The sequence below is a fragment of the Streptomyces sp. CGMCC 4.7035 genome (assembly GCF_031583065.1).
GTDB classification, from domain to species: Bacteria; Actinomycetota; Actinomycetes; order Streptomycetales; family Streptomycetaceae; genus Streptomyces; species Streptomyces yaanensis.
Genome location: NZ_CP134053.1, coordinates 1,341,824 through 1,366,039, shown reverse-complemented (window position 1 = coordinate 1,366,039; position 24,216 = coordinate 1,341,824). Strand labels below are relative to the sequence as shown.

Genomic DNA, 24,216 nt, shown 5'->3' with positions numbered 1-24,216 from the left:
CGGGGGTAGCGGGCAGCCGTGGGGTTCAGCCGACCTTGATCTCGTTGTAGACGGGGACGCTGAACGGGTTGAGTGCCACGTTGGAGAGGCGGTCGGAGTAGCCGGCGCTGCCGTTCTGGTACCAGAGCGGGATGGCGGCCATGTTGTCCCGTACGACCTCCTCGGCCTGCTGGAACAGCCCCACGGCCTTGGCCGTGTCGCTCTCCGCGTTCGCCCGGTCGACGAGCTGGTCGAAGTCCTTGTTGGACCACTTGCCGTCGTTGGAGGAGGCGTTCGTGTAGTAGAGCGGCTGAAGGAAGTTCTGGATGAGCGGGTAGTCCATCTGCCAGCCGGCCCGGAACGGCCCCGGCATCTTGTGCTGCCCGATCTGGTTGCGGAAGTCGGCGAAGGTGCCGAACGGGTTGCCGACGCAGGCCCTGTCGTTGCCGAGCGCGTTGTTGATCGAGTTGCAGACGGCGTCCACCCACTCCCGGTGCGAGCCGGTGTCCGCGTTGTACGAGATCCTGAGCTGCCCGCCGGGCAGCCCGCCGCCCTCCTGGATCAGCTTCTTGGCCTGGTCCGGGTTGTACGTGCAGGCATCGCCGCACAGTCCTTCCTTGAAGCCGCCGTCCGCGCCGAGGACCGGGGAGGTCCAGTCGGTGGCGGGCGTACGGGTCTTCTGGAAGATCGTGCGGGTGATCTGGTCCCGGTTGATCGCCATGGACAGGCCGGTGCGGACCTTCTCCATGCCGGGCTTGTTCCAGCTCGGGTCGTAGTAGGGGAAGGCGAGGGTCTGGATGATGCCGGCCGGGGTGCTGATGTAGCGGTCGCCGAGGTCGGCCTTGACGTTTTTGAGCTGCGCGGCGGGCACGTCGTCGACGAGGTCGAGGTTGCCGGCCATCAGGTCGGTGTAGGCGGTGTTGTTGTCGGTGTAGACCTTCAGGTCGACGCCGCCGTTCTGCGCCTTGTCCGTGCCCGGATAGCCGTCCCACTTCCGGAGGGACATCATCGAGCCCTTGGTGTACGAGTCGATCATGTACGGGCCGTTGCCGACGGGCTTCTTCAGCCAGGCCGCGTGGTCGCTGAAGAACGCGCTGGGCAGCGGGGAGAACGCCGTGTAACCGAGGGTGTCGGGGAACGTCGAGAACTTCTGGTTGAGCTTGACGGTGAAGGTGCGGGGGCCGGTCACCTTGAGTCCGGAGAGGGTGTCGGCTGTCTGGGTGCCGGTGGCCGGGTGCACCTTGTCGTACCCCTCGATGTATCCGAAGAAGTACGCGTTCTTCTGGTTGTTCTTCAGGCTCGCGCCGTAGTTCCAGGCGTCGACGAAGGACTTGGCGGTGACGGCCTCGCCGTTGCTGAACGTCCAGCCGTCCTTGACGGTGATGGTGAAGTTCCGCGAGTCGGAGGTCGCGATCTTCTCGGCGAGCATGTCCTCGGCCGCGCCGGTCTTGGGGTTGTAGTGCTTCAGCCCACGGAAGACCATGTCGAGGACCTTGCCGCCCTGGACCTCGTTGGTGTTGGACGGCTCCAGCGGGTTCTGCGGATCGCCCCAGGAGGAGCTGAGCACCCCGGAGCCGCTGCCGCCACTCGCGCCTCCCCCGCAGGCGGCCGCCGCGAGCGCTGCCGCCGCCGCACCCGCCGCCCATCTGGCGTGTCTGGCTCCACGCATGGAGTGCCTCCTCCGAGTGTGCCGTCCTCCAGCGCCGGGGCGCTGCCGTTACCGGTCAATATCATCGTTTGACCGGCATATCCCTCAATCACGCCACCCCGGCGGTGGGTGACGTCATTCGGATGGCAGGCACTCCGTCCCTCCTGGGCGCACATCCGGATGCGCACACGCAGAACGGCCGGTAATCGACCGTGTGCGGAGGCGTGACGAAAGGACGCATGGTGGATCTTGACCGGCCAGCGCAATAGATCTCCACCCATCGATGCCGAACTGTTGATTTCAGCCACCCGGATGTACGTATTTCGACACTCAACCGTCCGCATATCGAACGCGTTGACTGATTTGACCGATTGGCCCGAATAAGGACACGGCTCGATCACGGCACGCTACCCGCGTAGCTACGGAAGGGTCAAGGGAAGGTAAAAAAGGTAAATACAAAACCAAGTTGGCCGAGAATTTATTGACCCTGGATGAATTGCGTTGAAAAAGTCCGGCGTAGCCCGTAGGGAGAGCCCTGCGCGGCCCATGACCCCACAGGGCCTGGAGCACCATGACCCCCCCAACTCCATCAGCGGCTGCACCGCTCGAGGTGACCGACGAGAGCGCCGAGAAGTCGATCACTTCCTCGACCCCGAAGGGCAACGAGAGCCGCTCACCGGGACGGCTTGCCTGGAACCGGTTCAAGCGTGACCGCACGGGCGTCATATCCGCCTATGTGGTGATCTTCTTCTTCGTCGTCGCGATCTGCGCGCCGCTGATCGCCAAGCTCTACGGCAAGAACCCGTACGACCAGTACGGCCAGGACATCCCGGGGCTGCTCAACGACTTCGCCTACCCGGTCAAGCCCAACGGTGGCATGAGCGGGGACTTCTGGTTCGGCATCGAGCCGCAGCTGGGCCGCGACGTCTTCACCTTCCTGATCTACGGCATCCGCACCTCGCTCCTGCTCGCCACGGCCGCCACCCTGCTGACCACGCTGCTGGGCGTCGTGATCGGTATCACCGCGGGCTACCTGGGCGGAAAGACGGACTACTTCATCGGCCGGATCATCGACATCCTGCTGTCGTTCCCGTCCACGCTCTTCTTCATCGCCTTCATGCCGGTCGTCTACGGCCTCTTCGTCTCCTTCGACGAGGACGTCCCGACCTGGCTCCGGGCCACCTGCCTGATCCTCGTTCTCTCCGCCTTCGGCTGGGCCTCCGTCGCGCGTCTGCTGCGCGGCCAGGTGCTGGGCCTGCGCGAGCGGGAGTTCGTCGAGGCCGCGAAGGTGACCGGCGCGTCGTCGCGACGCATCGTCTTCAAGGAACTGCTGCCCAACCTGTGGACGCCGATCCTGATCCAGTCGACCCTCATGCTCCCGGCCTACGTCACGGCCGAGGCGGGGCTCGCCTTCCTCGGTGTCGGTATCCAGGACCCCACCCCCGACTGGGGGGTCATGATCCAGCGCGGCGCGCAGTTCTACACGGAAGACATCACCTTCATGATCTTCCCGGGCGTTTCGATGATCATCTTCGTCCTCGCCTTCAACCTCCTCGGCGACTCGGTCCGCGACGCGCTCGACCCGAAGTCCAAGCGCTGAGTCCCGCTCCAGTCCGGTCACCGTCGCCCGGCTGGTTGCACCTTCTCTCTCACTCCACCCACCCCTAGGCAGGTAAGCCATGTCCTTTTCCCGCAGAAACTTCCTGATAGCCACTGGTGTGGCGGCCGGCGCGACCACCGTGCTGAGTGCGTGCAGCAGCGGCAACGCGGGCGGCAGCGGTGCCAACAAGGCTCCGTCGGTCGAGAAGGCCAAGGCAGCCACCATCGCGGTCGGCACCAAGGCCGACTCCACCGGTCCGGCCCCCGAGGTCCCGGGCGCGGTCAAGGGCGGCACGATCTACACGCTGGACCAGATCGACTGGGACCACCTGGACCCGGCCCAGCTGTACTCCTCGTACGAGAGCGCCTGCTCGGTCCTGTTCCTGCGCGGTCTGACCGGCTACAAGGTCGACTCCAAGGGCAACACCACCCTCGTCGGCGACCTCGCCACCGACGCGGGTACCACCAAGGACGGCGGCAAGACCTGGTCCTTCACGCTGAAGGACAACGTGAAGTGGGAGGACGGCGCCGACGTCACCATCGAGGACGTCCGCTGGACCTTCGAGCGCCTCTTCGCCAAGTTCGTCACCCAGGGTCCGCGTTACCCGCAGAGCTGGCTGATCGGCGGCGACAAGTACAAGGGCCCCTACGAGGGCAAGCACCTCTCCTCGATCGAGGTGGACGGCAAGACCATCACGTTCAAGCTGAAGGAGGCCCACGCCGACTTCAACTTCATGCTCGCGATGCGCGGCTTCTCCATCGTGCCGAAGAAGCACGACACCAAGGAGAAGTACGACAAGCGCCCGTTCTCCTGCGCCCCGTACAAGATCGCGAACCGCAGCATCGGCAAGTCGGCGTCGCTGGTCCGCAACGAGCACTGGGTCGCCGAGACGGACCCGATCCGCAACGGCTACCCGGACAAGTTCGAGTTCCAGTTCGGCTTCCAGAACCTGGCCTCCACCGACCGCTACATCGCCGACCAGGGCAACGACCAGTTCACGCTGTCGCTGCTCAACGAGGTCGCCCCCGAGCGCGTCCAGAAGGTGCTGACGGACCCGGCGCTCAAGCAGCGCGTCCTGACCCAGGTCGACACCACCTGCTACTACTTCGCGATCAACACCAAGCGCGTCACCGACGTCAAGGTCCGCCAGGCGCTCAACTACGCGTGGCCGTCGCAGCAGCTGAAGCAGATCCGTGGTGGCTCGCTCGTCACCGCGACCGCGACCACGATCATCAGCCCCCTCACCCCGGGCCACAAGGACTTCGACCTGTACGGCAAGAAGACCAAGCCGATGGGTGACCCGGACAAGGCCAAGGCCCTCCTCAAGGAAGCCGGCAAGGAGGGTCAGACCGTCGTCATCGCGATGCAGCAGTCGGACAACTCCGTCAAGCAGGCCGTCGCGATCAACAGCGCGCTGAGCAAGGCCGGCTTCAAGCCGGTCATCAAGCAGGTCGACAAGACGTCCTTCTACAGCCAGATCGGCCAGCTGGACAACAAGTACGACATGTTCGCCGCGGGCTGGGGCCCGGACTGGCCGGCCGGTTACGCGGTCATCTACCCCTGCTTCGAAGGCAGCCAGATCGCCGACGGCGGTGTGAACTGGCCGCAGCTGAACGACACGGGTGTCAACAAGGCGATCGCCGCCGCCACGGCCGAGACGGACCAGGCGAAGGCCGCGAAGATGTGGGGCGACGTCGACGAGCAGATCATGCAGCTCGCCGCGGTGGTTCCGGACTACAACCCGATCCGCAACTACTTCCACGGCTCCAAGGTCGGCGGCGTGATCTACGACTCCGGCAACACCTGCATCGCGCTGGGCCCGGTCTACGCCAAGGCCTGATCCCTCTTCGGGGCGGCGGCCACCGCCGCCGCCCCGGTTCCCCCCTCCGTTTCGCTCCCCACACCCGGCGACGGCGCCCCGTCCGGAAAGTCACGCCATGTTCCGTTTTCTAGTCCGCCGTGTCATCGGCGCACTTGTCATTCTGCTGATCATCAGCGCCGTCACCTTCATGCTCTACTACGCGCTCCCGCGTGACCCGGCCCGTATGGCGTGCGGCAAGGTGTGCACCCCGGAACTGCTCGCGCAGGTCCGGACGAACCTCGGGATCGCCGACCCGCTGCCGGTGCAGTACTGGCACTGGCTGGAGGGCATCTTCCTGGGCCGCGACTACGGCGGTCTCGGCAACTGCAACGCGCCCTGCCTGGGCTTCTCCTTCACCAACCGCGAGCCGGTCCTCGGCACGATCCTGGACCGCATGCCGCTGACCATCTCGCTCGCGCTGGGCGCCGCGTTCTTCTTCCTGATCATCGGCGTCGGCACCGGCATGATCGCCGCGGTCAAGCAGGGCAAGGCGGCCGACAAGATCGCCAGCTCGTTCTCGCTGATCGGCTCCTCGCTGCAGATCTACTTCGTCGGCTACATCGCCATGTTCTTCCTGGTGCAGCAGCTCGGCATCCTCGACCAGCCGTCGTACACGGCGTTCACCGACAACCCGGTCAAGTGGGCCTCGGGGCTGCTGCTGCCGTGGCTGGTGCTGTCCATCATCTTCACCGCCAACTACACCCGTATGACGCGCTCCCAGCTGGTCGAGCAGCTCAGCGAGGACTACGTGCGCACCGCGCGGGCCAAGGGCCTGTCCCGGCGCTCGGTGTTCTTCCGCTTCGCCTGGCGCGGCGCGATGGGCCCGATCGTCACGATCTTCGGCATCGACATGGGCACCCTGATCGGCGGCGCCATCATCACCGAGTCGGTCTTCAGCCTCCAGGGCATCGGTCGGCTCGCGCTCACCGCGGTGGACGCCAACGACCTGCCGATGCTGCTCGGCGTGACCCTGGTGGCCTCGGCGGCGATCGTCTTCTTCAACATCATCGTGGACGCCGTCTACGCCTTCATCGACCCGCGGATCCGGCTCGCCTGACCCTCCGCCGGCCCCCGACCCCCCGCATCACCCCCTCAGGAGCGTCCCCGTGACGAGCACCGATCAGCAGCCCTTCCTGTCCGTCAGGGATCTGAAGGTTCACTTCTCCACCGAAGACGGCGTCGTCAAGGCCGTCGACGGTCTCTCCTTCGACCTGGTGAAGGGCAAGACGCTCGGCATCGTGGGCGAGTCGGGTTCCGGCAAGTCCGTCACCAACCTGACGATCCTGGGCCTCCACGACCGCGCGCGCACCGCCATCGACGGGGAGATCCTGCTCGACGGCAAGGAGCTGCTGACCGCCACCGAGCGGGAGCTGGAGCAGCTGCGCGGCAACAAGATGTCCATGATCTTCCAGGACGCGCTGGCCTCACTGTCGCCGTACCACACGATCGGCAAGCAGATCGGCGAGACGTACCGCAAGCACACCGGCGCCTCCAAGAAGGAGGCCCGGGAGCGGGCGATCGAGATGCTGAAGCGGGTGGGCATCCCGCAGCCCGACGTACGCGTCGACGACTACCCGCACCAGTTCTCCGGCGGTATGCGCCAGCGCGCGATGATCGCGATGGCGCTCGTCTGCGACCCGGAGCTGCTGATCGCGGACGAGCCGACCACCGCCCTCGACGTGACGGTCCAGGCCCAGATCATGGACCTCCTCAAGGACCTCCAGCAGGAGTTCGGCACCGCGATCATCTTCATCACCCACGACCTGGGTGTCATCGCGGACATCGCCGACGACGTGCTGGTGATGTACGGCGGCCGGTGTGTGGAACGGGGCACCAAGAAGGAGGTCCTGAGCACGCCTCAGCACCCCTACACCTGGGGTCTGCTGGGCTCGATGCCGAGCCTCGACGGTCCGGTCGACGTGCCGCTCACCCCGATCCCCGGCTCTCCGCCGTCCCTGCTGAACCCGCCGTCCGGCTGCCGCTTCCACCCGCGCTGCGCCTTCGCCGGGAAGGTCGAGGGCGGGCTGTGCTCCACCGAGCAGCCCGTGCTGACGATCACGGACGGGCGGGGTGCCGCCTGCCACCTCTCGGCGCAGCAGCGCCGCGAGTTCTTCTCCGACCACGCCGCGACCCGGTCCCACTGACGGACAAGAGACGGGATGTCACGACCATGAGCAACACGAACCCCCTCCTTGAAGTCACCGGACTGAAGAAGCACTTCCCCGTGATGGGAGGCTTCCCGATCCGGCGGAAGATCGGCGCGGTGCAGGCTGTCGACGGGCTCGACTTCCAGGTGGCCGAGGGCGAGAGCCTGGGCCTTGTGGGCGAGTCCGGCTGCGGCAAGTCCACGACGGGCCGCATGATCACCCGCCTCCTGGAGCCCACCGGCGGCAAGATCCTCTACCGCGGCCAGGACATCACCCACGCGAACCGCAAACAGCTCGCGCCGGTCCGCTCGGAGATCCAGATGATCTTCCAGGACCCCTACGCGTCGCTGAACCCGCGCCAGACCGTCGGCAAGATCATCTCCGGTCCGATGGAGATCAACGGCATCAACCCGGCGGGGGGCGTGGAGAAGCGCGTCCGCGAACTGCTGGAGATCGTCGGCCTCAACCCGGAGCACTTCAACCGCTTCCCGCACGAGTTCTCCGGCGGTCAGCGCCAGCGCATCGGCGTCGCCCGCGCGCTGGCCCTGGAGCCGAAGCTGATCGTCGCCGACGAGCCGGTCTCCGCCCTGGACGTCTCCATCCAGGCGCAGGTGGTCAACCTGCTCCAGGAGCTCCAGAAGGACCTGGGCATCGCGTTCGTCTTCATCGCGCACGACCTGGCGATCGTGCGGCACTTCTCGCAGCGTGTCGCCGTGATGTACCTCGGCAAGATCGTGGAGATCGCGGACCGCGAGGACCTGTACGGCAACCCGCGCCACCCCTACACGCGCGCCCTGCTGTCCGCCGTGCCCGAGGCGACGGTGGAGGACACCCCGTCCCGCGAGCGCATCCGCCTCACCGGCGACGTACCGTCTCCGCTGAACCCGCCGTCGGGCTGCCACTTCCGCACCCGGTGCTGGAAGGCGACGGACAAGTGCGCCACGGAGGAGCCGCCGCTGGTGCAGGTCGAGGGCAACAAGGCGGGCCACCTGACGGCCTGCCACTACCCGGAGACCGACGAGAGCGCGCCGGCCCCGCGTCTGTCCAAGGACCCCGAGGTCGCGGCCTGACACACCCCTTTCGTCAGCCGCGCCCTTCACGGGACGGACTTCCGGCCCATTGACCCGAGCCACGAACGTCCTGTTCCCGGGGAAAGAAGGCCCGTGCACCCTCTGGGGAGGCACGGGCCTTCGTGCTTTCTCACGCCTGCCGCGGCTCCTGGCCGCCGGGGAGGGAGATCCGGACGGCGGCGGGCGGCTAGGTCCTGGCGTCGCCCGGCAGGCGGGAGTTTGACGACAGGGCCTAGGTCCACGACGGCGACCGGCCGAGGTCCATTTCACCGACCACCTGGTCGCCGCTCATCTCCCCCGTTCGCCGGAACCCCAGCCGTAGATAGAACGGTTCGGGGCCACCCTCACCCTCCGCCCAGGTGACCGTGACGCGGGTCGCGCCCCGGCGGCGGAGTTCGTCGCAGACGGACCGGACGGCGAAGTTGCCGTAGCCGCGGCCCTGGTGACCGGCGGCGATGTTGAGGCGCCACAGCCCCGAGCGCGGGCGGTCGTCCGGGGCCTCGGGATTGAAGCGGACGTCGAAGAACGCCATGACGAAGCCGACGAGTTCGTCGCCGTCGTAGACGAGTCGGGGCCAGGCGGTCTCGGGGTGGACGTATGCCTCGGCGAGCGACTTCACGACGGGTGACACGAAGCGTTCCTGGCCGGGGTGGACCCGCAGCGCGATCGCGGCCTCCACGTTCTCCTTGGTCACCTTCTCCAGGCGGAGGGACGACGAGGAGGACATGGGCATGGTCAGTTCGGCTCCTCACGTTCCATGCAGAACTCGTTGCCCTCGGGGTCCGCGAGGAGCACCCAGCCGCCGCCGTCCGGGCGGGTGTGGTCCGCGAGTTGCCGGGCGCCCAGGGCCAGGGCGCGCTCCACCTCCTGCGCACGGGTGCGGCCCCGGGGCCCGAGGTCGAGGTGGACGCGGTTCTTGGCGGACTTGCCCTCGGGTACCCGGACGAACAGCAGGGTCGGGCCGCCGTCGGGGTCGCGGATCACCGCCTCCGGGTCGCCCGGCTTGTCGTCGTCGGCCAGCGGGCGACCCAGCAGCTCGCTCCAGAACAGGCCGAGGTCGTACGGATCGCCGGTGCAGTCGAAGGTGATCGTGCGGATGACCGGGTTGAGCCCGCTCGTCTTAGCCATGGGCTGCCTCAGACTCCCGTCGTGCCGTCGAGCAGTTCGCGGATGATGTCCAGGTGGCCGTTGTGGCGGGCCGTCTCCTCGATGAGGTGCAGGAGCACCCAGCGAAGGTCGGCATGGCGGCCGTCCCGCATGGTGCGCTTCGCCTTGGTGTCGAGGTCGTGGGCGGCGACCAGGTCGCGGTAGCCGGCGCTCTGTTCCTCGTATTCGGCGAGGAGTTGGGCCAAGGGGATGTCGACCGCCAGGCGCATCTCCGGGTCCGGGTCGTCCTCGGTGGCCTGGGCGAGTACGCCCTCGTCCTCGTGGCCCAGGAACACCACGTGGAACCACCAGTACTCCACCCAGCGCAGATGGCTGATCAGTCCGCACACGGTCATCAGCGGGGAGCCGGGCAGGGGCGCCTTGACGGCGTCCTCCGGTGAGACGCCCTCACACTTGGCACGGGCGGTGGCGCGTACGTAGTCGAGATAGGTGGTCAGCTGCGTGCGCTCGTCCCAGGAGGGAGGCGTATCGGTTCGAGTCATCGCAAGGGAGCATGCCGGACTGCCGACCGGAAGTCGAACAAATTAGGGGCGAGGGCGGTCGGCTTCATACCGTCTCCCGGCCGGGTGAATCACCTTGCCCGCGCTACGAGTTCGACTTCGAAACCGTCTTCGTCCTCCAGGTACGCCGCGCGGTGCGCGGGGCCGCCCGCGTACGGATGACGGTCGGGAAAGAGCAGGGTCCAGCCGTACGCGGAAGCCGAGACACTCAAGGAGCCGGCCCCAGGACTCCACGGCCCGCCGCGGATCGGGGACCCAGAGCTCGATGTGGTGCGGCACGTCCGGCTTCCTCTCCGGCCTCCGTGGGCGCCCCCCGCCCTCCGGGAGTCCGGGCGCGTCCCCGGCCACGGCACACCACGGTCGTGGTTACGTTCGACAAAGATCGCGCACAGTCCGCGCACCGCCGGCCCATACCTGGGAAACTGCCACGGTGGCCGACCGCGCGTTCTCCGATGCCGCCCTCGCCGGGCTGTACGACGCCCTCTACCCGTGGGGCCCGAGTGACGACTTCTACCTGGGACTTGTGATGTCCGCGCGAAGCGTGCTGGACGTCGGGTGCGGGACCGGCGCGCTGCTGGCGCGGGCCCGGGAGAACGGGCACGACGGGCGGCTGTGCGGTCTCGACCCCGCCGCCGCGATGCTCGTCCAGGCGCGCCGCCGCGCACCCGGGGTGGACTGGGTGCTCGGCGATCTGCGCTCGGAGCGCTGGCAGGGGGCCTTCGACCTCGTCGTCATGACCGGGCACGCTTTTCAGGTGCTGCTCGGTGACGAGGAGTTGAGGGCGGCTCTGGCCGCCGTGCGCGAAGCCCTCGCGGACGGCGGGCGGTTCGTCTTCGAGACCCGCAACCCGGGCGCCCGCGCCTGGGAGTCGTGGACGCCGGACCGGGTGCGCGAGGTGCCGTACGGCGACGGCGGCATCGTACGCGTCCGGCACCAGGTCGAGTCACCGGTGCTCGGGGACCGGGTGACGTTCACCGAGACCTTCGACGGCACCGGCTGGGAGCGGCCACTGGTCAGCCGCAGCACTCTGCGGTTCCTCGCACCGGATGCCCTGTCCCGCTTCCTGACCCGGGCCGGGCTCGCGGTCGTCGAGCAGTACGGGGACTGGGGACGAGGGCCGCTCACCCCCGCCGACCCCGAGATCATCACTGTGGCCGAGCCCGTCCAGGGTCTGTCCGACAGGGCCTGAGCGGGCTCGGAGAAGTCCGGTGCGGTTCGGCAGCGCCCCGAAGGGGCGCGGGGCTGTTACATCATGCGGCTCCGCCGCGCGGAACTGCGCGACCAGCCACGACGCACCCGCAGGTGACACACCGGACTTCCAGTGGAGCGCTCAGCCCTCCGAGGAGTCCTCCAGCGCCGCCAGCGCCGGATCCAGGATGATGTCCTTGTCCCGCGCCTCGATCGTCGGCTCCTCCGGGAAGTGGCAGGCCGTCAGGTGGCCCGACCGGTTACCGGAGATCTGCACCAGCGGCGGTTCCTCCGTGGCGCACTTGTCCTGTGCCTTCCAGCACCGCGTCCGGAAGCGGCAGCCCGACGGCGGGGAGATCGGTGACGGCACATCACCCGCGAGCCGGATGCGTTCACGCCGTGCCTCCTCGCCCCCGTCCAGGCTCACCTCGGGCACGGCGGACAGCAGCGCGTGCGTGTAGGGGTGGCGCGGGCGCGTGTAGATCGAGTCGCGGTCGCCGACCTCGATGACCTTGCCGAGGTACATCACCGCGACACGCTGCGAGAAGTGCCGTACGACGGCCAGGTCGTGGGCGATGAAAAGGAACGCGATGCCCAGTTCCTTCTGCACCTGCTGGAGAAGGTTCACCACCTGCGCCTGGATGGAGACGTCCAGCGCGGAGACCGGCTCGTCCGCGACGATCAGCTTCGGCTCCAGGGCCAGCGCGCGGGCGACGCCGATGCGCTGGCGCTGACCGCCGGAGAACTCGTGCGGGAAGCGGTTGTAGTGCTCCGGGTTGAGGCCCACGATTTCGAGGAGTTCGCGGACGCGCTTCTCCCGGCCGCCTTGCGGGTTGATGCCGTTGATCTCCATCGGACCGGAGATGATCTTGCCGACGGTCTGGCGCGGGTTCAGCGACGAGTACGGGTCCTGGAAGATCATCTGGATCTGGGACCTGATCGGGGCGAGCTGTTTGCGGGTGGCGCGCGAGATGTCCTGGCCGCGGTAGGAGATCCTGCCGCTCGTCGGTTCGAGGAGGCGGGTGACCAGGCGGCCCGTCGTGGACTTGCCGCACCCCGACTCGCCCACCAGGCCGAAACTCTCACCCACGTGCACCGTCAGGTCGATGCCGTCCACGGCCTGCACCGCGCCGACCGTCCGGCGGACCGGGAAGCCGCCCTTGACCGGGAAGTGCTTGACGAGGTTCTCCACCACCAGCAGCGGCTCCCCCGGCTCGTCGGCGGCCGCGTCGCGCGGGGCGGGCAGGGTGGCCTCGTCCTTCGTGACGTCCACGACGTCTTCCTTCATGAGGTGTTCTCCTACCGCAACCGGGGTTTGATCTGCTCGATGAAGATGGTCTGCTTCTGCTCTGCCGTGAGGTGGCAGGCCCCGCCCCGGCCGGGCGGCAGCAGCGGCGAAACGTCCACGCACCGGGTGCCGCCCACCTCCCGCTGGAAGGTGCACCGGGGATGGAAGCGGCAGCCCGACGGGGGGTTCAGCAGGGACGGCGGTGCCCCGGGGATCGGCGCGAGCTGTGTGCCGAGGTCCGAGTCGAGGCGTGGCATGGAGTTCAACAGTCCCCAGGTGTACGGGTGTTGCGGTGACCTCAGCACTTCCTCGACCGTGCCGCGCTCGACCGCTTCCCCGGCGTACATCACCATGATGTCGTCGGCCATGTCGGCGATGACCCCGAGGTCGTGCGTGATGAAGATGATCGCCGAGCCGAACTCCTGCTGGAGGTCCTTCAACAGATCCAGGATCTGCGCCTGGACCGTCACGTCCAGGGCCGTGGTCGGCTCGTCGGCGATCAGCAGGTCCGGGTCGCAGACCAGCGCCATCGCGATCATCGCGCGCTGACGCATACCGCCGGAGAACTGGTGCGGATAGTCCTTCGCCCGCTCCTTGGGGTTGGGGATGCCGACCTTGCCGAGCATCTCCACCGCCCGCTCCCAGGCCGCCTTCTTCGAGGCCCCGGTGTGCTTCATGAACGGCTCGGCGATCTGCCGGCCCACCGTGTAGTACGGCGACAGCGCGGTCAGCGGGTCCTGGAAGATCATCGCGACCTTGTTGCCGCGCAGCTTCTCCAGTTCGGACTCCCGGGCGGTGACCAGCTCCTGGCCGTCCAGCACGATCTCACCGTCGATCGTGGTGAACATGGGGTTGTGCAGCCCGAGGATGGTCAGGTTGGTCACCGACTTGCCCGAGCCCGATTCCCCCACGATGCCGAGGGTCCTGCCCCGGTCGAGGTCGAAGGAGAGCCCGTTCACGGCGCCGACGGCGCCGTCCTCGGTCCTGAAGCTGACGTGCAGGTCCCGCACCGAGAGGAAGGCGCCGGTGGCGGCCGGGCCCGGAGCGCCGGATTCCTTGGTCAAAGTAGTCACGGAGTGCTCCTAGGCAAGCCGCACGCGCGGGTCGATGAACGCGTAGCAGGCATCCACGATGATGTTGAACAGCAGGATCATGGCGGCGGAGAACAGCATCACACCGAGCAGCAGCGGCAGGTCGCTGAAGAACACCGCCTGCACCGCGAGCTGGCCGAGACCCGGCAGGCCGAACGTGTACTCGGTGATGATCGCGCCGCCCAGCAGCGATCCGAGGTCGATGCCGAAGATGGTCACGATGGGGATCAGCGAGCCGCGCCAGGCGTAGCGGAAGAAGACGTACCGGCGGGACATGCCCTTGGCCCGGGCGGTCCGCACGTGCTCCTCCTGGAGCTGCTCGATCATCGACGAGCGCGCCATACGCGTGTACTGCGCGGCGAAGATCGTGGACAGCACCACCCACGGGATGATCAGTCCCGTGAACCAAGTGACCGGATTGGCCGTGAAGTTGTTGTAGGCGGGCTTGTCGAACAGGTGCGACTGGTAGACGAGCGCCGCCAGCGCCAGCGGTCCGAGGAAGTAGATCTGCATCGAACTGAGCACCATGGAGCCGGCCGTGACCGTCTTGTCGATCAGCGTGCCGCGCTTCCAGGCGCCGAGCAGGCCGGTGCCCAGACCCACCAGGAGGAAGCAGACCGCCGCACCCAGGGTCAGTGAGACGGTGGTCGGCAGGCGGTCCATCAGGGTGCCCCAGACCTGCTCGTTCGTGTGGTACGAGTACCCGAAGCACGGGGCCGGGCACGGGCCCTGATCGAATCCGTTGCTGCCCAGGACGAGGTTGTGCAGGAAGATCCAGTACTGCTCGGGGATCGACTTGTCGAGGCCGAGCACGTGGTGGATGTTCTCCAGGTTGGCCGGCGTGCACGACTTGCCGCACATCAACAGCCCCGGGTCCCGCGGCATCCCGAAGAACAGCAGGAACGTGACGATGCTCAGCAGGAAGAGGATGACGACGGCGCCGAGTGACCGGCGAAGGAGGAAGCGCAGCATGGCAGGGGCAGCTCTCAGACGTCAACGGGCCGGGCGGTACCCGGTGCGGCCGTCCCGAGGGGCGGCCGCACCGGGTACTGGGCGGACGGGGATTACTTGACGTACAGGCGACGCGGGTCGATGCCGCCGATGACGTCGTCGTAGACCAGGCCGCCGACCTTGGAACCGGCGATCTGGACCTGCTTGTAGTAGCCGGTCGGAACCTCGTTCACGACCTTCGTGAGCAGGTACTTGTCCAGCGTCTCCCACGCGGCCGCGGCCTTCACCGGGTCGGTGATGGTGTTGATGCGGTCGATCTCGCTGTTCACGTGCGGGTCGTTGACCTGCGAGTAGTTCTGCGCGCCGTCGGCGATCAGACGGCCGTCGTACAGCGGCGGGAGCACGGTCGAGGAGGACGGCCAGTCCGCGCCCCACGCGGTGTGGAAGATGTCGTAGGCGTTGTTGAGCTTGCTGACCTGGTCGTAGTACGTCTCGGCCGGGATCTCCTGGCGCTGGACGTCGAAGCCGGCCTTCTTCAGGCCCGCCGCCATGGCGGTGGAGTACTGCTGGCCCTCGGGCGTGTTGATGTAGCCGAAGGTCAGCTTCATGCCGACCTTGCCGGCCTCCTGGAGCAGCTTCTTGGCCTTGGCCGGGTCACCCGCGGGCTTCTTCTTCTTGCCGTACGGGTCGAAGGACGGGTCGTAGCCGCTGACGGTCGGGCTGATCAGACCGCCGGCGACCTCCATCGCCGCGCTGCCGCCGTAGGCGCGCACGAACGGCGTGACCGGCAGGGCGTAGGCGATCGCCTGGCGGATCTTGATGTCCTTGAGCTCCGGCTTGCTCATGTTGATGTTCATCTGGCCGACGTACGGCTGGAAGCCGGCAACCGTACGGGACTTCAGCTTGGGGTCGGCGAGGACCTTGGAGAGGTTGCCCGCGTCGACCTGGTTGTTGAAGCTGACGCCGGTCTGGTCGGCGCCGCTGTCCGCCAGGAGCGCCTTGGTGGACGCCTCGTACTGCTGGTTGAAGGTGAAGTTGAACTGGTCCACGTACTGGTGGCGGATCGGGTCCGTCTTCGGGTCCCAGTTGGTGTTCTTCACCAGCACCATGGACTTGCCGGACTTGAACGACTGGACCTTGTACGGGCCGGTCGCCACGGGCGCCCTGTCGTACTTCGTCTTGGTGTCGCCCTTCGCCTGCACCACCGCGTAGCCGGCCATGGCGAGCGCGTACGGCAGGTCGGCGTGCGGCTTCTTGAAGTGGAAGACGACCGTTTTGTCGTCCGGCGTCTCGAGGATGCTGTCCGGCAGGTGCTTTCCGGTGTACGGGCCGTCCTTCAGCAGCTTGCGGTAGTCGGCGCCGGCGGTGTCGGCCAGCCACTGCTGGATGTAGCTCGGGCCCTGGTTGATGAAGGACGCGAAGAGCCGCTCGAAGGTCTGGCGGACGTCCTTGGACGTGATCGGCGTCCCGTCCTGGAACTTGATGCCGTCCTTGAGGGTGTACTTCCAGGTCTTGCCGCCGTCCGTCGTGGTACCGGAGTCGGTGGCCAGGTCGCCGACGACCTCGTGCTTGCTGCCGTCGTCGCTGGTCGCCTTGTAACCGGTGAGACCTCTGTGGATCAGCTGCGCCAGCGAACCCTCGTCGGAGACGTAGATCTGGCCCGGGTCCAGGTGGGCGTAGCTGTCGCGCTGCAGGACCTCCATCGTGCCGCCGCTCTTGGCGCCGGGCACCGGAGCGGCGGGACCGGTGGAGTCCGCCGCGTTGCCGAACTTGATCGAGGCCTGCTGGCGCTTGGCGTTGGCGTTGTCCTTCTTGTCGTTGTCGCCGCTGCTGCTGCCGCCCTTGCTGCAACCGGTGAGCACGAGAGCTCCGGCCGCGAGCACCGAGAGTGCGGCATATGCGTGGCGTCCGCCCCTACTCATCACTCAGTTTCCCACCCATCTGTGTGTCACCAGTGCGTATTGAAGTGCCGTGGCACGGCATGGAATTGCACGGAGTTGCCTGGACCGTGCTGTGACAGTGCGTCCGGAATCGGGGCGAGGGCGCCCACAACTTCGGGTCAGCGCGCCGTCTTGGGATCGAAGGCGTCCCTGACCGAGTCCCCGAGCAGGTTGAACGCGACGATGAAGATGATCATCGAGATGCCGGGGAAGAACATGTAGGTGATGTCGTTCTGCAGGACGAGCTCGGTCGACGCCTTGGAGAACATCTGGCCCCAGTCGGGCGTGGGTTCGACGATGCCGACACCGAGGAACGACAGGCCGGCTTCGCCCGTCACGAAGAACGGAAGCAGATACGTGGACTGCACCAGCAGGGGGGTCACCACGTTCGGCAGGATCTCCTTGCTGATGATGCGCCAGGGCGACGCCCCGCTCACCCTTGCCGCCTCGATGAACTCGCGCTCCCTGAGCGACAGTGTCGTACCGCGCAGGATCCGGGCGAGGCTCATCCAGCCGAGCACCCACTGCACGGCGATCAGCGCGACGACGCGGACATAGGTCGGCGTCTCGTCCCGCGGACTGACGAAGAGGGAGACCACGACCGGCATGCTCGCGATGAAGAACAGCTGCGACGGGAAGGCGAGCAGGAAGTCGATCACCCGGCTGATGGCGTAGTCGGCCTTGCCGCCCAGGTAGCCCGCCGTGACGCCGAGAACGATGCCGGTGAGCACGACCGCGACCGTGACCGCACAGGAGATCATCAGCGAGGTCCGGATGCCGTAGATCAGCTTGGTGAAGACGTCGTACCCGTTACCGGGTTCGAGTCCGAACCAGAACTCGCCGCTGATACCGCCGTTGGGCTGGACGGGCACTCCCGCGCTGTCGAACAGTTCGGGGCGCTCGTCCGCGAAGACGGTGTACGGGTTCTTGCCGTACAGCTTCGAGATCAGCGGCGCGAGCAGCCCGATCAGGAAGAAGAGGATGACGACGAACGCGGAGATCACCCCGGTGCGGTCCCGCTTGAAGCGGATCCACATCAGTTGGCCGGGCGACCGGCCCTCCAGCTGTTTGGTCTCCGGTTCCTTCGTCGGCTCCTTCTCGTCGACGACGACCGTGCTTGCGCCGCCCTCGGTCTCGAGAGGACTCGTCATGATGCGTCCAATTCATGGGTACGCCGAGCCGGTGGCCACCACAGGGTGCGGGTGGGCGACGGCTTGGACCACGCGGATCAGGAAAGACGACCGACTATCGGGCGCTGGGCACGACAAGTCGCTGGTGAACACGCGTAGTTGCCATATTGGCCGCCTCCTTGACTCAACCTGTGCACGGACAGGGGGTTGACCGTCTGTCCCTCCGACACCCCTGACGGAGGGTCAAACACCCCACTGGTGCTCGTGAGTCGGCGCTGTCCCCACAGCGCATGACCCATTGACCCGAGCGTTGGGCCCAACTATCTGCCATGAGCCAGAATGCCGACCACAGTCTTTAGGTCTCGGTTCAATCACAGCTCATCCGTACATCTTCCAAAACATGGACAAAGCGATCCGAGAGAGAAGGCCACGAAACGGACGTGTTACATGTGTATCGGTCGAGGGATCCCGCATTTCGGACACCGAGAGCCCAAAAAACCGGTTGCGGGTGGCGGCCGGCGCGGCTGGATCCACGCCATCCACGGGGGATTCACGCCGTCCACGGGAACGCACAGGCGTCCCGGAGGTACCGGCACCGGCTGTCGTACGGGGCCACAGAAGTGCTCTCAGGCCACGGAAGTGGTCCCCGGCCACAGAAGTGGTCCCCGGCCACGGAAAAGCCCGGGTGCCCCCATGATGGGGGCACCCGGGCTTCGGCGGCAGAGGCGCCTTGGTGCCGGGATCAGCCGTGCTTGGCGCGGCTGGCGGCGCGGGCGCGCTCGCGCTGGTCGAGGTTGACCTTGCGGATGCGAACCGCCTCCGGCGTCACCTCGACGCACTCGTCGTCGCGGCAGAACTCCAGGGACTGCTCCAGCGACAGCTTGCGCGGCGGCACGATCGACTCGGCGATGTCGGACGTGGCGGACCGGATGTTGGTGAGCTTCTTCTCCTTGGTGATGTTGACGTCCATGTCGTCGGCGCGGGAGTTCTCGCCGACGATCATGCCCTCGTACACCTCGGTGCCCGGCTCGACGAAGAGCACGCCGCGCTCCTGGAGGTTCGTCATCGCGAACGCGGTGACGGCTCCGGAGCGGTCGGCCACCAGCGAGCCGTTGTTACGGGTCTGGAGCGGGCCGGCCCAGGGCTCGAAGCCCTCATGGATGGAGTGGCCGATGCCCGTGCCGCGGGTGTTGGTCAGGAACTCGGTACGGAAGCCGATGAGACCGCGGGAGGGGACCACGAACTCCATGCGGACCCAGCCGGAGCCGTGGTTGGACATGTTGTCCATACGGCCCTTGCGGACGCCCATGAGCTGAGTGACCGCGCCCATGTGCTCCTCGGGCACGTCGATCGTCATCCGCTCGAACGGCTCGTGGACCTTGCCGTCGACCTCCTTGGTGACGACCTGCGGCTTGCCCACGGTCAGCTCGTAGCCCTCACGGCGCATCTGCTCGACCAGGATGGCCAGCGCCAGCTCACCGCGGCCCTGGACCTCCCAGGCGTCCGGGCGCCCGGTGTCCAGCACCCGGAGGCTGACGTTACCGACCAGCTCGCGGTCGAGGCGGTCCTTGACCTGGCGGGCGGTGACCTTGCGGTCCTTGACCGTGGCCTTGGCGTTGGCGCCCTTGCCGGTGCCGCCCCGGCCGACCAGCGGCGAGGTGTTGGTGCCGATGACCATGGAGATCGCGGGCTCGTCGACCGTGATCAGCGGCAGCGCGACCGGGTTCTCGGTGTCCGCGAGGGTCTCGCCGATCATGATCTCGGGGATACCGGCGACGGCGCAGATGTCACCCGGGCCGGCCTTCTCGGCGGGCTTGCGGGTGAGGGCCTCGGTCATCATCAGCTCGCTGATGCGAACGTTGCTGATCGAGCCGTCACGCTTGATCCAGGCGACGGTCTGACCCTTGCGCAGCTCGCCCTGCTCGACGCGGAGCAGCGCGATACGGCCGAGGAAGTTGTCGGCGTCCAGGTTGGTGACGTGCGCCTGGAGCGGGGCCTCCTCGTCGTAGGTCGGGGCCGGGATGTGCTCCAGGATCGTGGAGAAGAACGGCTCCAGGCTGGTGGAGTCGGCCGGGACCGTGCCGTTCTCCGGCTTGGTGAGGGAGGCGATGCCGTCACGGCCGCAGGCGTAGACGATCGGGAACTCGATCTGCTCCTCGTCGGCGTCCAGGTCGAGGAAGAGGTCGTAGGTCTCGTTGACGACCTCGTCGATACGGGAGTCCGGGCGGTCCGTCTTGTTGATGCACAGGATGACGGGCAGGCGCTGCTGGAGGGCCTTGCGCAGCACGAAGCGGGTCTGCGGCAGCGGGCCCTCGGAGGCGTCGACGAGCAGCACGACGCCGTCGACCATCGACAGACCGCGCTCGACCTCGCCGCCGAAGTCGGCGTGGCCGGGGGTGTCGATGATGTTGATGGTGATCGGGTCCCCGCCATCCTTCGGGTGGTACTTCACCGCCGTGTTCTTGGCGAGGATCGTGATGCCCTTCTCACGCTCCAGGTCGTTCGAGTCCATGACGCGGTCGTCGACCTGCTCGAGCTGGTGGGCGGCGAAGGCACCGGCCTGCTTCAGCATGCCGTCGACGATGGTCGTCTTGCCGTGGTCGACGTGGGCGACGATGGCTACGTTGCGGATGTCGTGGCGCGTGGCCATGATGTGGCGTACTCCCGGAGTGGTGAGGACGGCCCTGTCGTACGTCTGTGTGACGCGGGCCTGCCGGGCTGGACACGCCACGGCCTCACCCCATGGTACGGGTGCGCTGCCGTTGGGGCTCGCCGGGGCCTTTGGCTGCAGCTCAGGTCTGGTTACGCGGCACCCGGTGGCTACGGGCTGTGCCCACCGGTTCCGCCCTGCGGAACGACTGACCACAGCGGAAGCGGTGCCTCCCCGCAGCTGGGACGGTGCCCCTGCCCGCAGCTGCGTGGCTAGGACGACGGCTGTGGTGACGGGTGGGCGCCCTTCTTCAGGAAGCCCATGTCCTCGTAGACCGGTGTCTGGAAGCCGAAGGCGCCCGCGTTGGCCAGGTCGAGGCGGGTGGCCGTGAGCTGGGGACGCTGGTAGAGCGGGATCGAGCCCGCGGCGGCCCAGATGCGGGCGTCGGCCTTGCGCATCAGGTCCCGCTCCTCGCCCTCGTCCAGCGTGGCGATCGCCTGGTCGAAGAGCTGGTCCACCTGGTCGGTGCCGACCCTCGTGTAGTTCTGCTCGACGGTCAGCGAGCCGTCCGCCGCCGGTACCGGCTTGGCGTAGATCGGCCGGGCGTCGGTCGCGGGGAACGCGGACGCGGGCCACGAGTACAGCGCCAGGTCGTAGTCGCCGGACGCGATGTGGTCCCTGAAGTAGCTCTCGTCGGAGACCTTGGAGATCTCCGTGCGGATCCCGACCTTGTCCAGCATGCGGGCGATGCGGTCACCGACGGTCCGCAAGGACTGCGAGCCGGGCCCGGACGGCAGCACGAACTGGAGCTTGAGCGGCTTGCCGTCCTTCGCCAGCACCGCGGCCGCGCCGCCGGCCGGAGCGGCGGTGCCCTTCGGCGCGTACGCCCCCGGCGGTGGGCCCTGCTGACCGTGCTCCTGCGCGGGCGCGCCACCGACGGGTCTGCCCGCCTGCTCGTCGGCGTGCCGCGGGTGCTGCGGGTGGTGCGGGTGGTGCTTGTTCGCCTGGTCCTGCGGGTCCTTGTACTCGTGCCCCTTGTTGTCCTGGATGTCCTGGCTGTCCTGACCGTCCTGGCCGCCGGTGTACGTCCCGTCGTCGCCCGAGCCGTGCTCCTGGTCCGTCTTCCGGCCCTCGGACCCGGCCGCTCCGGCCGGCTTCTTCGCCTCCTTCTTCTCCTTCTTCTCCTCCTTGAGCGGCCCGCCGGGCACCCAGCCCGCCTCGGTCAGCAGCGCCTTGGCCCGAGCGGTGTCCTGCCCGCCGAGGGCGCCGCTGTTGTCCGCGTACGCGGGCTGCCCGGAGAGCGCGAGGTGGCTGCCGACCGGCACGGCGGGCAGCCCGAGCGGCTTGAGGACCAGCCCGGCGAGCGCGGTGCGGTCGAGGGCACGGGCCACGGCCCGCCGTACGCGGTCGTCGGCGAGCGGGCCCCGGGAGCCGTTCAGGGCGAGTTGCGTGTAGGAGGGCTCCAGGGACTTGCGGATCACGAAGCCGCGCAGCGCCTGCTGCTCACCGGCGGGCGAGCCCGCCCGGGCGGCCCCCTCCGCCTCGGCGGAGGGCCCCTGCAAGGGGGTGGCGCCCTTGTCGCGGGCGGCGAGCGTGATCCGCTCGGCCTCCTCCGGGTCGATCTCCGCCAGGTCGATCTTCCCGTCGGCGAGCGCGGCGGCCCGCTTGTCGCGCGGGACGGCCACGAGCACGAGTTCGGAGAGCTTGGCGGGGCGGCCCCACCAGCGCGGATTGCGGGTGAGGGTGACGTGGCCCGCCTCGTGGTCGACCTTCTGGAGGGAGAACGGCCCGGCGGTGACCTTCAGATTCCGCCTCGCCCCGTCGTTGAAGCCGGCCGGGGTGCCCATGACGTCCTTGGGGTACAGCGGCGAGAACAGCGACCTCCAGTCGGCGTACGGCTTGGCGAAGGTGACCTTGACCTCGAGGTTGTTCGCGCCCCGCTCGACCTTCTCGATGCGGTCGTAGCCGGCGTTGCGGGCGGTCCAGTACGCGCTGTTCCGGCCGGAGAGGGCGCGCCACTGGGCGGCGAAGTCGTCGGCGCCGATCTCCCGGCCGTCGCTCCAGACGGCCTGCTGGGCGAGCCGGTAGACGACGACCTGCTTGGGCTCGGTCGAGACGACCTTGGCCGACGTCAGAAAGTCGGGGTTGCGCTGTGGGCGGCCGTTCGCGTCGAGCCGGAACATCGAGGGCAGCACGGCGCCGGCGATGCGCGCGGTCGCGGTGTCGGCGTCGGCCTGGAAGGTGTTCAGGGTCCCCGGCACGGCGTCGATGGCCCAGTGGAGTGTTCCGCCGTCGGCGACGAGACCTCGGGCGGCAGGTGCGATGTCCTGCACCGCGACCGGCTTGTTCGGCTTCTCGTCGGAACTGCAGGCGGCGAGCACGGGCACCGCGAGGGCTCCCGCGGTGAGGAACGCGACCGAGCGCAGCACCGCGCGCGGTCCGACGCCGTCGTGGGACATCACGTCTACCTCCGGGGAACCGCTCCGCGAATGAAATGAGCGAATTGAGAGTTATGATCAGGTTTGGGGGAATTTGGAGCTGATCAGATATATGAGTTGTATGGGCTCACTGAAGAGGAAAGGGTTCAGCAGCTAACGGCGACACGGCGAAAGGGAACGTGAAGCCCACCCGTACGGCGTAACTCGAAGTGATCCGGCCTGGACCGGGGGCGCACCCTCAAGTGATGCCTGCGCCCCGGCACACCCGCACACCCGCACACATCCGTCCCACCGCCGGAGGCAATCCGTGCAGATCCCTTCACACCGACTGTGTGACGCGCAACACTCGCAGGCGCATGAACGTCGCCGCTTTGGGCCTGGAGCCCGTGGAAGTGAGGTCACGTCATGTCCGTGTCCGACGAACTGACGACAGTTCAGCGGTGCCTCGACGACCTGGTCCGGTCGGTGGGGCGCCTGGAGCAGCAGATGGGGAGCGGCGGGCTCGACATACGCCGTGTCCGCGCCGATGCCGACCACCTGCGCGAGAGCGTGTCACTGCTGCGCGCGGCCACCGTCACCACCACGTCGTCCCGGCGGCCGGACCTCGTGACGATCCCCGACACCCCGTACGACACCAGCCTGTGGACGGACTCGGACGACGAAGGTCTCGGCGCCCGGGACCGGCACGCCCCCTGAACCCGACCGGAGTCATGAGTGGCCACTGGTACGGAATCCCCCGACACTGAACCCCATACGATCGGCGGCAGCGTACGGACCGGTTCGCGCGCCGCGATCGCCGCGCGGCATCTGCGCACCGACCGCTGGTGGCTGGCTCCGGCCGCCACCGCGGCCGGGCTGTTCGCCTTCGTCGTGTACTCGACGTGGCGGGCCTTCGCCGACGCGGACTACTACGCCGCGCCGTACGTCTCGCCGTTCTACTCGCCCTGTCTGGCGGAGCGGTGCCGGACCATGCACGCGGGGCCCAACGCCGACCTCTTCGGCAGCTGGTGGGCCATCTCCCCGGCGATCATCATCCTGATCTTCCCGCTCGGCTTCCGCCTGACCTGCTACTACTACCGCAAGGCCTACTACCGCGGCTTCTGGCTGTCGCCTCCGGCCTGCGCGGTGGCGGAACCGCACAAGAAGTACACCGGCGAGACCCGCTTCCCGCTGATCCTGCAGAACATCCACCGGTACTTCTTCTACGCGGCGCTCCTCGTGGCGGGCGTCCTCACGTACGACACCGTGCTCGCCTTCCGCGACGAGCACTACCGCTGGGGCCATATGGGTCTGGGCACCGTGGTCTTCCTGGTGAACATCGTGCTGATCTGGGCGTACACACTCTCCTGCCACTCCTGCCGGCACATCGTCGGCGGCAAGCTCAAGCACTTCTCCAAGCATCCCGTGCGCTACAGGACGTGGCAGTTCATCAGCAGACTCAACGCCCGCCACATGCTGCTGGCCTGGGCGTCGCTGGTCAGCGTGGCACTCGCCGACTTCTACGTGTACCTGGTGGCGTCCGGTGCCTTCGACGATCCGCGCTTCTTCTAGATTGAGTGGGGCCTTCT

General features: G+C 67.7%; 19 protein-coding genes and 1 pseudogene. 8 read left to right on the top strand and 12 right to left on the bottom strand.

From position 1 onward, the window contains the following. Positions 1-25: 25 nt before the first annotated feature. Positions 26-1,648, bottom strand: a complete 1,623-nt coding sequence (locus tag Q2K21_RS05555) for a peptide ABC transporter substrate-binding protein (protein ID WP_310766024.1) — start codon at positions 1,646-1,648, stop codon at positions 26-28. A gap of 589 nt (positions 1,649-2,237) precedes the next feature. Here Q2K21_RS05555 and Q2K21_RS05550 point away from each other — a divergent pair. The 5 genes from Q2K21_RS05550 to Q2K21_RS05530 all read left to right on the top strand — a co-directional run bounded on the left by Q2K21_RS05550 (position 2,238) and on the right by Q2K21_RS05530 (position 8,305). Continuing rightward, the gene (locus Q2K21_RS05550) at positions 2,238-3,227 is read left to right on the top strand and encodes an ABC transporter permease (RefSeq protein ID WP_310766023.1); all 990 of its coding nucleotides are present in this window, start codon (positions 2,238-2,240) and stop codon (positions 3,225-3,227) included. 79 nt (positions 3,228-3,306) lie between these two features. Beyond that, positions 3,307-5,067, top strand: a complete 1,761-nt coding sequence (locus Q2K21_RS05545) for an ABC transporter substrate-binding protein (protein WP_310766021.1) — start codon at positions 3,307-3,309, stop codon at positions 5,065-5,067. Positions 5,068-5,164: 97 nt separating this feature from the next. Further along, the gene (locus Q2K21_RS05540; protein ID WP_310766019.1) at positions 5,165-6,145 is read left to right on the top strand and encodes an ABC transporter permease; all 981 of its coding nucleotides are present in this window, start codon (positions 5,165-5,167) and stop codon (positions 6,143-6,145) included. A 49-nt stretch (positions 6,146-6,194) separates the two neighbouring features. Then, the gene (locus Q2K21_RS05535) at positions 6,195-7,232 is read left to right on the top strand and encodes an ABC transporter ATP-binding protein (protein ID WP_310766017.1); all 1,038 of its coding nucleotides are present in this window, start codon (positions 6,195-6,197) and stop codon (positions 7,230-7,232) included. Positions 7,233-7,258: 26 nt separating this feature from the next. Next, the gene (locus Q2K21_RS05530) at positions 7,259-8,305 is read left to right on the top strand and encodes an ABC transporter ATP-binding protein (protein WP_310766015.1); all 1,047 of its coding nucleotides are present in this window, start codon (positions 7,259-7,261) and stop codon (positions 8,303-8,305) included. 232 nt (positions 8,306-8,537) lie between these two features. On the opposite strand, the gene Q2K21_RS05525 is transcribed toward Q2K21_RS05530, so the two are convergent. The 4 genes and pseudogenes from Q2K21_RS05525 to Q2K21_RS35705 form a co-directional block, all read right to left on the bottom strand. Continuing rightward, on the bottom strand, positions 8,538-9,038 hold the full coding sequence (locus Q2K21_RS05525; protein ID WP_310766013.1) for a GNAT family N-acetyltransferase: 501 nt from the start codon (positions 9,036-9,038) through the stop codon (positions 8,538-8,540). Between the two features lie 2 nt (positions 9,039-9,040). Continuing rightward, on the bottom strand, positions 9,041-9,433 hold the full coding sequence (locus tag Q2K21_RS05520) for a VOC family protein (protein ID WP_310766011.1): 393 nt from the start codon (positions 9,431-9,433) through the stop codon (positions 9,041-9,043). 8 nt (positions 9,434-9,441) lie between these two features. Further along, positions 9,442-9,954, bottom strand: coding sequence for a DinB family protein (locus Q2K21_RS05515; RefSeq protein WP_310766009.1), 513 nt, complete (start codon positions 9,952-9,954; stop codon positions 9,442-9,444). Positions 9,955-10,043: 89 nt separating this feature from the next. Continuing rightward, positions 10,044-10,172: pseudogene (locus Q2K21_RS35705) on the bottom strand (VOC family protein); the annotation flags it as partial. 230 nt (positions 10,173-10,402) lie between these two features. Here Q2K21_RS35705 and Q2K21_RS05505 point away from each other — a divergent pair. After that, positions 10,403-11,161 (top strand): class I SAM-dependent methyltransferase, encoded by a 759-nt coding sequence (locus Q2K21_RS05505; protein ID WP_310766007.1) that lies wholly within the window; start codon positions 10,403-10,405, stop codon positions 11,159-11,161. A gap of 141 nt (positions 11,162-11,302) precedes the next feature. On the opposite strand, the gene Q2K21_RS05500 is transcribed toward Q2K21_RS05505, so the two are convergent. The 7 genes from Q2K21_RS05500 to Q2K21_RS05470 form a co-directional block, all read right to left on the bottom strand. Continuing rightward, on the bottom strand, positions 11,303-12,448 hold the full coding sequence (locus Q2K21_RS05500) for an ABC transporter ATP-binding protein (protein WP_310766005.1): 1,146 nt from the start codon (positions 12,446-12,448) through the stop codon (positions 11,303-11,305). Positions 12,449-12,459: 11 nt separating this feature from the next. After that, positions 12,460-13,521, bottom strand: a complete 1,062-nt coding sequence (locus Q2K21_RS05495; protein ID WP_310766003.1) for an ABC transporter ATP-binding protein — start codon at positions 13,519-13,521, stop codon at positions 12,460-12,462. A gap of 9 nt (positions 13,522-13,530) precedes the next feature. Then, complete coding sequence (locus Q2K21_RS05490; protein WP_310766001.1) at positions 13,531-14,511, bottom strand: ABC transporter permease; 981 nt, start codon at positions 14,509-14,511, stop codon at positions 13,531-13,533. Between the two features lie 92 nt (positions 14,512-14,603). Continuing rightward, positions 14,604-16,412 carry an ABC transporter substrate-binding protein gene (locus Q2K21_RS05485; RefSeq protein WP_310765999.1) on the bottom strand — a complete coding sequence of 603 codons (1,809 nt, stop codon included), beginning with the start codon at positions 16,410-16,412 and terminating at the stop codon, positions 14,604-14,606. A gap of 137 nt (positions 16,413-16,549) precedes the next feature. After that, positions 16,550-17,581 carry an ABC transporter permease gene (locus Q2K21_RS05480; protein ID WP_310765997.1) on the bottom strand — a complete coding sequence of 344 codons (1,032 nt, stop codon included), beginning with the start codon at positions 17,579-17,581 and terminating at the stop codon, positions 16,550-16,552. 721 nt (positions 17,582-18,302) lie between these two features. Continuing rightward, entirely contained in the window at positions 18,303-20,210 is a 1,908-nt protein-coding gene (gene typA, locus Q2K21_RS05475) for a translational GTPase TypA (protein ID WP_310765995.1), read from the bottom strand. Between the two features lie 272 nt (positions 20,211-20,482). Then, positions 20,483-22,669, bottom strand: coding sequence for an ABC transporter family substrate-binding protein (locus tag Q2K21_RS05470; protein ID WP_310765993.1), 2,187 nt, complete (start codon positions 22,667-22,669; stop codon positions 20,483-20,485). 384 nt (positions 22,670-23,053) lie between these two features. Here Q2K21_RS05470 and Q2K21_RS05465 point away from each other — a divergent pair, with 384 nt between their 5' ends. Continuing rightward, the gene (locus Q2K21_RS05465) at positions 23,054-23,344 is read left to right on the top strand and encodes a hypothetical protein (protein WP_310765991.1); all 291 of its coding nucleotides are present in this window, start codon (positions 23,054-23,056) and stop codon (positions 23,342-23,344) included. Between the two features lie 18 nt (positions 23,345-23,362). Beyond that, positions 23,363-24,199, top strand: coding sequence for a hypothetical protein (locus Q2K21_RS05460; RefSeq protein WP_310765989.1), 837 nt, complete (start codon positions 23,363-23,365; stop codon positions 24,197-24,199). Positions 24,200-24,216 lie beyond the last annotated feature (17 nt).

Excerpts from the sequence above, each read along its gene's own strand:
- Q2K21_RS05555 (WP_310766024.1), bottom strand. The coding sequence starts at position 1,648 with ATGCGTGGAGCCAGACACGCCAGATGGGCGGCGGGTGCGGCGGCGGCA.
- Q2K21_RS05545 (WP_310766021.1), top strand. The coding sequence starts at position 3,307 with ATGTCCTTTTCCCGCAGAAACTTCCTGATAGCCACTGGTGTGGCGGCC.
- Q2K21_RS05540 (WP_310766019.1), top strand. The coding sequence starts at position 5,165 with ATGTTCCGTTTTCTAGTCCGCCGTGTCATCGGCGCACTTGTCATTCTG.
- Q2K21_RS05530 (WP_310766015.1), top strand. The coding sequence starts at position 7,259 with ATGAGCAACACGAACCCCCTCCTTGAAGTCACCGGACTGAAGAAGCAC.
- Q2K21_RS05525 (WP_310766013.1), bottom strand. The coding sequence starts at position 9,038 with ATGCCCATGTCCTCCTCGTCGTCCCTCCGCCTGGAGAAGGTGACCAAG.
- Q2K21_RS05520 (WP_310766011.1), bottom strand. The coding sequence starts at position 9,433 with ATGGCTAAGACGAGCGGGCTCAACCCGGTCATCCGCACGATCACCTTC.
- Q2K21_RS05515 (WP_310766009.1), bottom strand. The coding sequence starts at position 9,954 with ATGACTCGAACCGATACGCCTCCCTCCTGGGACGAGCGCACGCAGCTG.
- Q2K21_RS05500 (WP_310766005.1), bottom strand. The coding sequence starts at position 12,448 with ATGAAGGAAGACGTCGTGGACGTCACGAAGGACGAGGCCACCCTGCCC.
- Q2K21_RS05490 (WP_310766001.1), bottom strand. The coding sequence starts at position 14,511 with ATGCTGCGCTTCCTCCTTCGCCGGTCACTCGGCGCCGTCGTCATCCTC.
- Q2K21_RS05485 (WP_310765999.1), bottom strand. The coding sequence starts at position 16,412 with ATGAGTAGGGGCGGACGCCACGCATATGCCGCACTCTCGGTGCTCGCG.
- Q2K21_RS05480 (WP_310765997.1), bottom strand. The coding sequence starts at position 17,581 with ATGACGAGTCCTCTCGAGACCGAGGGCGGCGCAAGCACGGTCGTCGTC.
- typA (WP_310765995.1), bottom strand. The coding sequence starts at position 20,210 with ATGGCCACGCGCCACGACATCCGCAACGTAGCCATCGTCGCCCACGTC.
- Q2K21_RS05470 (WP_310765993.1), bottom strand. The coding sequence starts at position 22,669 with ATGTCCCACGACGGCGTCGGACCGCGCGCGGTGCTGCGCTCGGTCGCG.
- Q2K21_RS05465 (WP_310765991.1), top strand. The coding sequence starts at position 23,054 with ATGTCCGTGTCCGACGAACTGACGACAGTTCAGCGGTGCCTCGACGAC.